Source organism: Segatella bryantii (assembly GCF_022024215.1).
Taxonomy (GTDB): Bacteria; Bacteroidota; Bacteroidia; order Bacteroidales; family Bacteroidaceae; genus Prevotella; species Prevotella bryantii.
On the sequence record NZ_CP091798.1, the window covers coordinates 1,824,097 to 1,837,584 of the forward strand.

Sequence of the window (13,488 nt, forward strand, 5' to 3'; positions counted from 1 at the left end):
TTTTGTTCTCATGCAAACATACACATTTTTTCTGACTTGCAAAATGTATTTCTCAGAAAAAATGCAAACATTATTCCGCTATAGCCCATCTTTTTAGTACCTTTGCAGCAGATTTTAAGGTAAAAAAGATAAATAACATTTAAATGACAAACAATAAAGCGTTAACTGCTCATTTAAGTATGTTTGGTGCAGAAGTCTTCTGGGGACTCATGGCACCATTAGCCAAAGATGCAATGACCCATGGTCTAGATGGTATAGACATGGTATCATTCAGAGTTTTAGGCGGATGTATTCTATTTTGGATAGCTTCCATTTTTGCGCCAAAAGAAAATGTACCTTGGAAAGACAAACTTATGTTTGCTGGTGCAGCTATATTCGGTTTAGTTTGCAATCAGTGTTGCTACACGATCGGCTTAAGCATCACCTCACCTATGAATGCCAGCATCATGACAACATCCATGCCTATCTTTGCCATGATACTCTCGTTTTTCATTCTTAAAGAGCCAATAACTTGGAAAAAAACAGTAGGAGTAATTCTAGGATGTAGTGGTGCTCTCATTCTCATCACTTCTAGTGCAACCGCTGTCAATACTAAAGTAGGTGACACCAGAGGTGACTTATTATGTCTTGCAGCCCAACTGTCATTTGCATTGTACCTAGCGCTATTCAGCCCTATTATAAAAAGATACTCGGTATTTACCATTAATAAATGGATGTTCCTATGGGCTTCATTCCTATTATTACCATTTACAGCAAACCATGTATCACAAATAGAATGGAGTACTACTCCACTACAAACTTGGCTTGAAGCTGGCTATGTGGTATTTTTCGGTACCTTTATCGGTTATATACTAACAATGATAGGACAGCGTGTTCTACGTCCTACAGTCGTAAGTATATACAACTATATCCAACCAATTGTCTCTGTAGCTGTAAGCATCTGCATGGGACTTGGATTGTTCACTATTTTCCAAGGATTAGCAATCATCCTCGTATTTTCTGGAGTATGGCTAGTCATCAAATCTAAGTCGAAAAAAGACATCGAAAAAGCAGAATAACGCTCAATAATCCCTATGAAATAAGGCATTTTATACCAAATACCACAAATATGGTATATAGAATGCCTTTTTTGTGCTATTGTCCTACTCTATTTTTTGCCTTATCTTTGCAATCGTAAAATAAAACTAGAAATTAAAGAATAAAAAAATAAAAGAAAGGACTAGATTATGAGCAACGAAAAGAAACTTCACTTCGAGACACTTCAACTTCACGTAGGCCAGGAACAGGCAGATCCAACAACTGACTCACGTGCAGTGCCAATCTACCAAACTACCTCTTATGTTTTTCATAGTGCTCAGCATGCTTCAGACCGTTTCCATCTGAAAGATGCAGGTAATATTTATGGTCGTCTAACAAACACAACACAAGGTGTCTTCGAAGAGCGAGTAGCTGCTCTAGAAGGTGGTGTTGGAGCTTTAGCTGTAGCTTCTGGAGCAGCAGCTATAACCTATGCAATTACCAACCTAGCATTCGCTGGTGACCATGTAGTAGCAACTAAGACTATTTATGGTGGTACATATAATCTTCTCAAGCACACATTAACCAGATATGGTATCGAAACAACTTTCGTAGACCCAGATAACTATGATGAGTTAGAAGCAGCTATCAAACCAAATACCAAATTAGTATTCATTGAGACATTAGGTAATCCAAACTCAAATATATCAGACATCGAGCGAACTGCAGAAATCGCTCACAAGAACGGAATTCCTGTTGTTATCGATAACACCTTTGGTACACCTTTTTTAATTAGACCATTGGAACACGGAGCTGATATCGTTGTACACTCTGCTACTAAGTTTATAGGTGGTCATGGTACATCTCTCGGTGGTGTTATCGTAGATGGTGGTAAATTCGATTGGTTCCAGAATGACAAATTCCCAGGTTTTACACAGCCTGACGCTTCATACTATGGCTTAAAATTCGGTGAACTTCCTGCTCCATTCGCAACACGTGTTCGCGCATTATTGCTCCGTGATGAAGGTGCAAGTATTTCTCCATTTAATGCATGGGTATTACTTCAAGGCCTTGAGACACTATCTCTTCGTGTAGAACGCCATATCTTCAACACCAAGAAGGTTATCGAATATCTACAATCTCAACCATTAGTTAAGAAAATTAATCACCCTTCATTGGAAAGTCATCCAAATCATGACTTGTACAACCGCTACTTCCCAGAAGGTGCAGGTTCAATCTTTACATTCGAAATCGAAGGTGGTCAACAAAAGGCATGGGATTTCATTGATAGTCTTAAAATCTTCTCTAATCTTGCTAACGTTGCTGATGTGAAATCTCTTATTGTTCATCCAAAGAGCACAACTCACTCTGAGCTTAGCGAGGAAGAAGCAAATGAACAGGGTATCTTTGACGGAACAATCCGTTTGAGTATCGGTACCGAACATTACGAAGACCTCATAGAAGATCTCGATCAGGCTTTCAAGGCTATTCAATAATTCAACATAAATAATAGAGAAAAAATTATAATAGTTACAACTATGGCAAAGATATATAAGCAAATAACCGACTTGGTCGGTAATACTCCACTTGTAGAACTGAGCAAATATTCATCACTAAAAGGAGTAACAACACCTATCATCGCAAAGGTAGAATCTTTCAACCCTGGTGGAAGTGTTAAAGATCGTATTGCCTTCGCTATGATTGAGGATGCCGAACAAAAAGGCTTACTGAAACCAGGAGCAACGATTATCGAACCGACTAGCGGTAATACCGGTGTAGGTTTGGCTCTTGTATCTGCAGTGAAAGGCTATCACCTCATTCTTACTATGCCAGAAACCATGAGCATCGAACGCAGAAATTTGGTAAAGGCCTATGGTGCAGAGGTAAGACTCACTAAAGGTAGTGACGGTATGCCTGGAGCTATCAAGGCTGCTGAAGAATTGAGAGATTCGATTCCTGGAAGTATCATCCTAGGCCAATTTGTTAACCCAGCTAACCCTGCTAAGCACTATGCTACTACAGGTCCTGAAATTTGGGCTGACACAGATGGCGAAATTGATATCTTTGTAGCAGGTGTTGGTACTGGTGGAACAATTTCTGGTATTGCAAAATACTTGAAGGAAAAGAATCCAAATATCAAAGTCATTGCTGTAGAACCAGCAACTTCTCCAGTACTGAATGGTGGTAAAAGTGGTCCTCACAAGATTCAAGGTATAGGTGCAGGATTCGTTCCAAAAACTTATAGCGGTGAATATGTTGACGAAGTTCTCGATATAGACAATGATGCAGCTATTCTCGCAGGAAGACAGTTGGCACAGACAGAAGGTCTATTGGTGGGTATTTCTTCTGGTGCAGCAGCTTACGGTGCTATCGAAGTAGCTAAACGCCCAGAAAACGCAGGTAAAAAGATCGTCGCTCTTCTTCCTGATACAGGTGAACGCTATCTCTCAACTGTACTCTTTGCATTTGAAGAATATCCTCTTTAAGCAAATCATTTAAAAATTAATCATAAATTAAACGGGCTTTAATCAGAAAGTCCGTTTTTTTTTTTATCTTTGTACCATCTTTATTATACAAATAAATACAAAAGTTTAGCTAAAAATCGTCTGACATGCAAATAAGCAAATATCTTGTTGCAAACACAAGAGACGCCTTATGGGGTCTTACTGTGAGTACCACCGGTTTCGAGGACATCACTCCAAAAGACGCATACCCAACAAAAGGACATGCTGACGGCTACTATTTCGACATCAGTAAGGGAAGAGAACTCAATGAATACCAACTTCTTTATATCGCCGAAGGGGAAGGTATATTTCAATCTTCACATATTCCTGAAACAATAATCCGCGCAGGTGACATTTTTCTTCTATTTCCAGGGGAATGGCATACCTATCATCCTACTAAAGGATGGAAAAGTTATTGGATAGGATTCAAGGGTAAGAATATAGACGATCGAGTGAAAGAAAAATTCTTATCACCTGAGAAACCCATCTATCACATCGGATATAGTAGTGATATTATCCACCTATACGAAGAGGCATACAAAACAGCTCAGGAAGAAGCTGCTTACTCACAACAGACACTAGCAGGTATCGTAAACCATATTATAGGTTTAATGTATTCTTTGGAAAGAAACATTATCCTTAATAAAAATCGTAATCATGTGGATATGATTAATCAGGCTAGACTTCGAATCAGAGAAGCTTTAGAAGACGACTTAACTATTCAGCAAATTGCTGAGGAAATGGGTGTTAGTTACAGTAACTTCAGAAAACTATTCAAAGAGTTTACAGGTATTTCACCTTCACTCTACCAACAGGATCTAAAACTGCAAAGAGCAAAGGAGTTATTATCTACGACAAACTTGAGTATCAAGGAAATAGCTTATCGCCTCAATTTTGAATCGCCCGATTACTTCTCTTCTAAGTTTAAAATTAAAACAAATCTTAAGCCTAGCGAATACCGGTCGAAGATGAAGTATTAACTAATTATATAATAGACGTAAAAAGGTTGCCTTTTCAATTAAGAAGGCAACCTTTTTACGTCTATTATATAAAATATGGAATTAACCCACAAATAATCTTTCTTTAGAAAATAAAGGTACGAAGCAACCAATAACTGATAATACCTGCGATATAACCCACAAAAGCTATCCAACTGATATGCTTCATATACCAGCCAAAACTGATTTTTTCAAGGCCCATCACAACGACACCCGCAGCACTACCAATAATCAGCATACTACCACCCACACCTGCACAGTAACCAAGCAACTGCCAGAAGATACCATCAACAGCCATATCACCAGTAGGCTGAACAGGATACATACCCATACAGCCGGCAACTAATGGTACATTATCAACAATACTTGAAAGTACACCTATAATACCTGTTACAGCATAATGGTTACCTTCAAATGCAATATTAAGACTTTGACCCAACAAAGTTAATGCACCAATCTGTTCCAAACAAGATACTGCCATCAAAATACCTAAGAAAAATAAGATGGTAGTCATATCAACACGAGACAATAAATTACTTACACGCTTTTGGAAAGAAATCTGATCATTATGACGATGCAAATTACGATAGAAAATCTCTGTAACAGTCCAAAGTAAACCTAATACTAGCAAAATACCAACAAATGGAGGTAGATGAGTAAGCGTCTTAAAAACAGGAACAAACATTAAACCACCAACACCGAGTAAGAATATAACTTTACGCTGAGTACCCGAGAACTCAAGCACCTGAGTCTGTGCATCTGACTCATACATGACATTATTAGGGGCTTCTAGTTCACCTTTTAATTGAGACTGAAGAATCAAAGCTGGAATGACAGCAGAAACGATAGAAGGGAATATTACCTCCTTAATTACACCTGCTGCAGTAACTAGTCCCTTATTCCATAACATAATAGTTGTTACATCTCCGATTGGAGAGAATGCACCACCACTATTGGCAGCTATGATTACCATTGAAGCAAATATAATACGATCCTTACGATTTTCTACCAATTTACGTAAAATCATAACCATTACGATACTCGTTGTCAGATTATCCAAGATAGCAGAAAGGATAAAAGTCAAAACTGTAATACGCCACAGAAGTTTACGCTTACTCTTTGTTACCATAACTTCACGTACCCAGTCGAAGCCCCCATTTTGATCGACTATTTCGACAATAGTCATAGCCCCCATCAAGAAGAATAATGTAGTAGAAGTACTACCTAAATGCTTCTCTATAATATCACTTACCGCTTGTGGAATTAAATTATCAGCAACTCCAGAAATATAGCTACCTGGATCTACCATGAAAAGAGTCCAACAAGCCACAAACATAAGTAAAGCAATGGCAGCCTTGTTAACTTTTGTAACACTCTCCAGAGCAATACAAAGATAACCTGCTACAAATACGACCACAATTGAAATGGTTAAAATTGACATATCAAAAATAATTTATAAATTTGTTTTATAATTCATGCAAAGGTAACAATAAATCTCAAAACTTTTAGATTTAAAATCAAATAATCGTGTTTCAGACACAATTTTCATTATAATTTTGCAACATTAAAGAAAACTATCTGACCTAAAATGAGTAATAAAGAATATTTTTTTGCAGTAGACCTTGGAGCTACTAGTGGTAGAACTATCATTGGTACACTTGAAGGTAGCAAATTTAATTTAGAAGAACTGACACGTTTTAATAATAACCTTATAGAAACTGGCGGTCACTTCTATTGGGATATTTATGCCCTTTATAACGAGATTATCAACGGATTAAAAATTGTACACCAACGTAACATTCCGATCAAAAGCATCGGTATTGATACTTGGGGATGCGATTTCGTATATATCGGCAAAGATGGAGCTATCCTTCGTAATCCATTAGCTTATCGCGACCCTCATACATTCGGTGTGATGGAAAAATATTTCGATCAAGAAATTAGCAAAGAGCAGGTTTATGACAAGACTGGCATTCAATTTATGAATTTCAATTCACTGTTCCAGTTATATGCGATGCGCCAAGCTGGAAATACAGCATTGGAAAATGCCGAAAAGATACTGTTTATCCCTGATGCTTTAAGCTATATGCTTACTGGAAATGCTGTTTGCGAATATACTGTAGCATCCACTTCTCAGATTCTTAATCCAAATACCAAAGACTTGGATGAAGACTTGATTAAAAGCTTAGGCCTGAAAAGAGAGCAGTTTGGTCCAATGATTAATCCAGGTGAGCAAATTGGTGTTCTCACCGAAGAAATACAGAAGATGACAGGCCTTGGTGCAATACCAGTTATTGCTGTTGCCGGTCATGATACAGCAAGTGCAGTAGCAGCTGTTCCTGCTAAGGATGAGAAGTTTGCATATCTCAGTTCTGGTACATGGAGCTTGATGGGTATCGAGTCGAAAGAGCCTATTATCAACGAAAACAGTTTCGACAAGAACTTTACCAACGAAGGCGGTATCGAGGGTACTACACGATTCCTTAAAAATATCTGTGGTATGTGGATATACGAACGATGTCGCAAGGAATGGCCTGAAGTTTCAGGTATGGGGCACCAACAGATTTTAAGTGAAGCTATGCAAGCTGAGCCTTTCAAGAGTCTTATTAATCCTGATGATAAGATTTTTGCAAATCCAAACTCTATGGTAGAAGCTATTCAAACCTATTGTAAGGAGCACAACGAGCCTGTACCTGTAGGATATGCTGCTATCACCCGATGCATCTTTGAGTCTTTAGCCCTCCGCTATCGTCAAATCTTTAGCTGGCTGAAAGAATTTGCAGATTTCGATATCAACACCTTACACATTATAGGTGGTGGCTCACTCAATCAATACCTCAATCAGTTTACAGCCAACTCTCTAGGTGTAAAAGTTCTGGCAGGTCCTCAAGAAGGTACCGCTATTGGAAACATCATGCTTCAGGCTAAAGCTGCAGGCGATGTTAAAGATATTTGGGAAATGCGTCGTTTTATTGCATTCTCTTTGGAATTAAAAGAATTTATGCCTCAAGATCAAGAAGTTTGGGATCAGGCATATCACAAATATCTTGAGATTACAAAATAAACCTATAAACCTCCTGGATACGTAATAAACGTATCCAGCTTTCAATCTTAACCCAAAAGCAAAATGAAAGCAGAATATATTTCTAAAGCATACGAGATTGCGAAAGACCGCTATGCTGAAATTGGTGTAGACACCGAAGATGTTCTCAAAAAATTACAAAACTTTCATCTGTCAATGCATTGTTGGCAGGCTGACGATGTAAAAGGCTTTGAAGTACAGGCAGGAGCTCTCTCTGGAGGTATCCAGTCTACTGGTAATCAGCCAGGTGCAGCACGTAACATTGACGAACTTCGACAGGATATTTTAAAAGCGAAATCATTAATTCCTGGTACTCATCGATTAAACCTACATGAAATCTATGGTGATTTTAAAGGCAAAATCGTTGATCGCGATGAAGTAACCATAGAATATTTTCAGTCTTGGATAGACTGGGGTAAAGAGTACAATACAAAACTCGATTTTAACTCAACCTCTTTCTCTCATCCAAAATCAGGCAATTTATCATTAGCTAATCCCGACAAGAGTATACGTGATTTTTGGATAGAGCATACTAAGCGCTGTCGTGACATTTCGAATGCCATAGGTGAAGCCCAAAATGATCCTTGTATCATGAATCTATGGGTACACGACGGATGTAAAGACGTAAGCGTAAATCACTATCAATATCGTAAACTGCTTAAAGAATCTCTCGATGAGATTTACGCAGAAAAGAAACCAATGATGAAGGACACTATCGAAGGAAAAGTATTCGGTATAGGCTTAGAGTCATTCACTGTCGGTTCCCACGATTTCTATACTGCCTATGCAGCTTCTCACCAAATGATGCAGACCATCGACACAGGTCATTATCATCCTACAGAGATGCCAGCAGATAAAGTAAGTGCCCTACTCAACTTCCTCCCAGAACTGATGTTACATGTATCTCGTCCCGTACGTTGGGACTCTGACCATGTTACTATTATGGATGATGCCACTCAGGACTTATTCTCTGAAATTGTTCGTGCAGATGCACTTGACCGTGTACACTATGGTCTCGACTTTTTCGATGGCTCTATCAATCGCATAGGCGCCTATGTAATAGGTTCTCGTGCAGCACAGAAGTGTATGCTTCGTGCCCTTTTAGAACCTAGCAAAAAGATTTCAGAATACGAAATTGCAGGAGAAGGTTACAAAGTTCTGGCACTTTTGGAGGAACAGAAAGCTATGCCTTGGCAAGCCGTATACGATGAATTCTGTATGCGAAACAACGTACCAGTAGGTCACGAGTTTATTCTTGACATCGATAAATATCAATCAGAAATAATCAATAAAAGAGCATAACTATGGCAGCAAAAAGCAGTCTAAAGAGCACGATCGCTGTGTCTCTTAATAATTACCTGGATGCAGGTGCAATTGTAGCAGGAGCAAGTGGACTTACCCTTTGGCAGAAATATCTTGGCCTAACAGAAGTTCATCTTGGATGGTTAAACTTTATTAGTGCCAATTGTCTTGGTGCAGCTATAGGAGCAATCATCGGTGGTTTCCTAGCTGACAAATATGGCCGCAAATTCATCTATACGTACAATCTTTTAGTATATATGCTAGGTGTATTATTGGTCATGTTTTCTGTTAATTTTCCAATGCTACTATGTGGTTTCCTTTTTACAGGCATTTCTGTAGGTATTGGAGTACCTGCATCTTGGACCTATATCTCTGAAAGTTCAGAGGTTAACAATCGTGGTCGAAATATCTGTATCTCACAAATGTCATGGGGAATTGGACCTATGATTATCCTCTTGTTTGGTATGTTCTTTGCACCAGGTGGATACTTGTTCAACTCTGTAGAAGCACTGGCACTGGCTATCGGTGGAAGTAATCTGAACACAGATGCGATTAACGTATTTAGTTCTCGTATTGTATTTTTCTCACTCTTCATAGTAGCATTTATTGCTTGGAATATGCAACGTAAACTAGAAGAAAGTAGCGAATGGAAAGCTAGTAAAGAAGCTGCAAAAGCCAAGGGTGAAGATACTGGGTTACTCCACGCAATCGGAGTATTATTCTCCAACAAAATTGCAGTTCGTACAGTAGTTTTCTTAGCTTGTATCTATCTCACCTGGAACCTTGTAGCTTCAGTAATGGGCTTCTTCCAGCCTCACATCTACGAGACCGCCGGAGGAGTGACCAATGAGCAGGCTAACTGGATGAACTGCATACAGTGGGCTATCATCGTTCTTACTACACTTGGTGTTTCAAAGTTTATCGACAATAGCAGTCACAAGATTATATACATACTTGGCCTCTTATTCGCTATTAGTGCATGGCTTATCATTGTTACCATCGGAGTAAACGGTCCTACAGGACTTTGGGCTTTTGCTATCCTTTGGGGTATCGAGGGAGGTATGTCAGTACAGATTTTCTATGCCCTATGGGGCACAGAGTTATTCCCAGCCAAGTTTAGAGCTGGAGCTCAGGGGTTGATGTTCTTTATCGTTCGCGGTCTCTCTGCAATCTGGGGATTAGTATTTACTTATATCTATGGTGAAAACGGCGAAGGTTTTCAAATTGCAGCTTACTGCATGATTGCTTTACTGCTCATTTCACTGGTTGTAGGTGTTATCGGCTCTCCAAAGACACAGGGCAAAACTCTCGATGCCATTACCAAGGAACGTTATGGCGATAATGTCTAAACAGAACAAAAGAAAATCATAAATAAAAAATAAAAAGAAAGTAAAACTTAAAATAAAGATGAAAAGTATTTTAGATGGAAGAGACGGTCTGAAAGCCGTTATCGATCAAGTTGCAGAAGTAGCAGGATACCTTTGGGAAAAAGGTTGGGCAGAGCGTAACGGTGGAAATATCACTGTTAATGTTACAGAATTCATGGACGATGAATGTAAAGCTTTACCAGCTATAGCACCAGTTAAACAGATTGGTCTTGTATTACCACAACTCAAAGGCAAATATTTCTATTGCAAAGGTACAGGCAAACGTATGCGCGATTTGGCTCGTAACCCTATGCAGAATGGTTCTATCGTTCGCATCTGTGACGATTGTGCTAGCTACGAGATTATCGCAGATTGTCCTGTAGCTCCTACTTCAGAGCTACCAACACACTTGGCTCTTCAAAACTACCTTCTTGAAACAGGTAGCTGCTATAAAGCAACTCTTCATACACATCCTATTGAGCTCGTTGCTATGAGCCACATTAAGAGATTCCTTCAGGGCGACGAAATGACTCGTGTACTTTGGTCTATGATTCCAGAGACATTGGCATTTGCTCCTTTAGGCATTGGTATCGTACCTTACGGTCTGCCTTCAAGTGTTGAATTGGCTAATGCTACCCTCGAAAAGATTAAAGAGCACGATGTAGTACTTTGGGAAAAACATGGTACTGTAGCAGTTGGTCAGGACATCATGGATGCATTCGACCAGACCGACGTACTCTGCAAATCTGCAAACATCTATATGTGCGCTCGCAACATGGGTTCTGAGCCTGATGGTATGACCCCAGAAGCTATGAAGGAGGTACAAGATGTCTTCAACTTGCCAAAGAAGCGTCCTTGCTAATTTAGAATTCGTAAATCATCTTAATTTTGAAAAGTATGAATAAACCATTAGTAGAAACCAAAGCACGTGTAGGTGTATTCTCTATTGCTTTAGGTGCTTACCTCCCACAGTTTCCACAGCTTGTACCAGAGTTTGAAGCTCAGTATGAAGCTTTCAAAAAGACTCTGCCTGATACTGTAGATATTATCGATGGTGGTATGGTTACAACCAAGGAACAGTCTATGGCTGCAGGTGATAAATTCCGTGCTGCAGATGTTGACTTGGTAATACTTCAGTTGCTTACCTATGCTACATCATATAATATGTTGCCAGCTATTCGCGATCTTGATGTACCTGTAGTACTCGTTAACGTACAGAAGAAGAAGGCACCAGATTATGCAAATACAGATACTCCAACTTGGCTGGGTGAGCTATATGCTTGTGGTGCTGTCGGTGAAATGGTTGCCGATTTAGAGCGTGCTGGTAAACGTCATGCTGTAATCACAGGCGTTGTAGAAGGTGGAGATCCTATCGTTCAGGCAGAAATTGAAGATTGGTGTAAAGCGGCTCAAGTTCGTCGTCGTTTTCGTGATACCAATATCGCTCAGATCGGCCGTCCATACCCAGGCATGATGGATCTTTATATCGATGAGACTAATCTTTACCATCGCATGTGGCTCTACACGAAGCAGTTCGACTGGGAAAAGATGTGGGCTATTGCAGACAATATTACCGACGAAGAAGCTATCCGTACCAAGGCCCAGGATATCTTAGATACCTTCGATATTGAAGGTGGTGGTACCATTGAGAAGGTATGGGATATGGCAAAATATGTAGTAGCATTCGAACAGTGGGTTAAAGATGAGCACTTAGGTCTCGTAGCATCTCACTATGATGGCTTCTCTCAGGGTATAGCTGGTAAGCTCGACTCAATGCTGATTCCAGCATTCTCTATGCTTATAAAGCAGGGTACAGCTTGTGCCGTAGAAGGTGATATCAAAGTAGCTATGGCTATGAGTATTTTGAAAACCATTTCAGGTACAGGTCAGCTCTCTGAAATGTACTCTATCGACTTCGATAAGGACATCTGTATCATCGGTCATTCAGGTTCTGGCGATGCTGACATTTCTCAGGCTAAGAAACCTACTATGAAGATTGTTCCTGTATTCCATGGCAAGACAGGAGGTGGCTATCTTACACAGTTCTATCCACCTGTAGGAGATGTTACTTATCTTGGTATCACTCAGGATAAGGATGGACACTTTAAGTTTGTTGTAGCAGAAGGTGTAAACGAGGATGGTCCTATCTTTACATTCGGCGATACAAACATGCGTACCCGATTCACTTGTGGTGCACGTGAATTTGTGAACCGTTGGAGCGAGGCAGGCCCTACTCATCACATGGCAGCAGCTGTAGGTCGTCATATCGATACTATTCTGAAAGTTGCCAAAATTTTCAACGTACCAGTTGATATCATCACACGATAATCAAAGATACTTGATATACTCAAAAACGGATGCAGGTTCAGCCTTGCATCCGTTTTTTGTATACCACTATATATATACATTCCTGTACATATAACATCATTTCGATATCACTTCCATGCTCTGCTCATCCTTCATTTTTTCAAGTGATTTATTTTGACAAAGAGTCAGATTATCCTAAGTCAACAAATACAAATCCCAAAAAATCACTTTTTTTTGTAACCATTCTTGCAAAAAAACTATTATCTTTGCACTATGAACGCAGAGCAGACAAACAACATTAAACTTAGCGAGAATATTATCATAGCCGATGCTGACTATATCGACTATGTCGCTTTTCAGTTATCCGTACAGTTTGAGCGTATGATTGGCAGAAGAATACCTCCTGCTGATTTAAGTCAATGGATTGTAAATATTGCTTTAGACGGAGGCTTACGCCAAGATGGCACCAAGCACGAAACCCAAGTTATACTTATTCACGAAAAAGACAAAAACAAGTTGGATAATTATGTGCCATCTGACTATGAAAAAGAACTCAATGGTCAAGCTTTTGAAGATCCTCAATTTGGCGAATTTCTCATCAATGCTTTTAGCGTGGAAAATATCGTAAGCAAAGATGAATATATCTGCGATCTTATCAAGACGATAGTAGAACACGAAGAAGTTAAACGAATCATGATTATCCCTAACGGCGAACAGGGTGACACTTATGATATCATACGACAAGTGCTACGTCCTGTGGACAATAATCAGCGAATAACTGTATTTGCTATGCAGCCCATGGCTGGAGGAAATTTTCGTCAAGAGATACTTGGTTACAGTCTATTAAATGCCTTAGGCATCAAAGCCGACGAAATTCCAGGCAATAATTACTAAAAGAGAATAAACAATTT

Annotated in this window: 11 protein-coding genes; 10 read left to right on the plus strand and 1 reads right to left on the minus strand. The window is 39.4% G+C overall.

Features of this window, described 5'->3' with window-relative positions; translation table 11 throughout:
- Positions 1–143: 143 nt before the first annotated feature.
- The 4 genes from L6471_RS11690 to L6471_RS11705 all read left to right on the plus strand — a co-directional run bounded on the left by L6471_RS11690 (position 144) and on the right by L6471_RS11705 (position 4,501).
- Positions 144–1,058, plus strand: a complete 915-nt coding sequence (locus L6471_RS11690) for a DMT family transporter (RefSeq protein ID WP_074550337.1) — start codon at positions 144–146, stop codon at positions 1,056–1,058.
- Positions 1,059–1,226: 168 nt separating this feature from the next.
- Entirely contained in the window at positions 1,227–2,513 is a 1,287-nt protein-coding gene (locus L6471_RS11695; RefSeq protein ID WP_094447925.1) for an O-acetylhomoserine aminocarboxypropyltransferase/cysteine synthase family protein, read from the plus strand.
- Positions 2,514–2,555: 42 nt separating this feature from the next.
- Positions 2,556–3,503 carry a cysteine synthase A gene (gene cysK, locus L6471_RS11700; protein WP_006281921.1) on the plus strand — a complete coding sequence of 316 codons (948 nt, stop codon included), beginning with the start codon at positions 2,556–2,558 and terminating at the stop codon, positions 3,501–3,503.
- 125 nt (positions 3,504–3,628) lie between these two features.
- Positions 3,629–4,501 carry a helix-turn-helix domain-containing protein gene (locus L6471_RS11705; protein ID WP_006281922.1) on the plus strand — a complete coding sequence of 291 codons (873 nt, stop codon included), beginning with the start codon at positions 3,629–3,631 and terminating at the stop codon, positions 4,499–4,501.
- Between the two features lie 103 nt (positions 4,502–4,604).
- On the opposite strand, the gene nhaD is transcribed toward L6471_RS11705, so the two are convergent.
- On the minus strand, positions 4,605–5,960 hold the full coding sequence (nhaD, locus tag L6471_RS11710; protein WP_237797380.1) for a sodium:proton antiporter NhaD: 1,356 nt from the start codon (positions 5,958–5,960) through the stop codon (positions 4,605–4,607).
- Positions 5,961–6,107: 147 nt separating this feature from the next.
- Here nhaD and rhaB point away from each other — a divergent pair, with 147 nt between their 5' ends.
- From rhaB to L6471_RS11740, 6 genes are all read left to right on the plus strand, one after another.
- A complete protein-coding gene (gene rhaB, locus L6471_RS11715; RefSeq protein WP_027453574.1) occupies positions 6,108–7,583 on the plus strand; it encodes a rhamnulokinase in 1,476 nt (491 codons plus the stop codon).
- A gap of 63 nt (positions 7,584–7,646) precedes the next feature.
- The gene (locus L6471_RS11720) at positions 7,647–8,903 is read left to right on the plus strand and encodes an L-rhamnose isomerase (RefSeq protein ID WP_074613862.1); all 1,257 of its coding nucleotides are present in this window, start codon (positions 7,647–7,649) and stop codon (positions 8,901–8,903) included.
- Positions 8,904–8,905: 2 nt separating this feature from the next.
- The gene (locus tag L6471_RS11725; protein ID WP_006283058.1) at positions 8,906–10,252 is read left to right on the plus strand and encodes an MFS transporter; all 1,347 of its coding nucleotides are present in this window, start codon (positions 8,906–8,908) and stop codon (positions 10,250–10,252) included.
- A gap of 58 nt (positions 10,253–10,310) precedes the next feature.
- Entirely contained in the window at positions 10,311–11,132 is an 822-nt protein-coding gene (gene rhaD / locus L6471_RS11730) for a rhamnulose-1-phosphate aldolase (protein WP_237797381.1), read from the plus strand.
- 35 nt (positions 11,133–11,167) lie between these two features.
- Positions 11,168–12,598, plus strand: coding sequence for an arabinose isomerase (locus tag L6471_RS11735; RefSeq protein ID WP_006283056.1), 1,431 nt, complete (start codon positions 11,168–11,170; stop codon positions 12,596–12,598).
- A gap of 252 nt (positions 12,599–12,850) precedes the next feature.
- A complete protein-coding gene (locus tag L6471_RS11740) occupies positions 12,851–13,471 on the plus strand; it encodes a DUF6621 family protein (RefSeq protein ID WP_006283055.1) in 621 nt (206 codons plus the stop codon).
- The last annotated feature ends 17 nt before the right edge of the window (positions 13,472–13,488 follow it).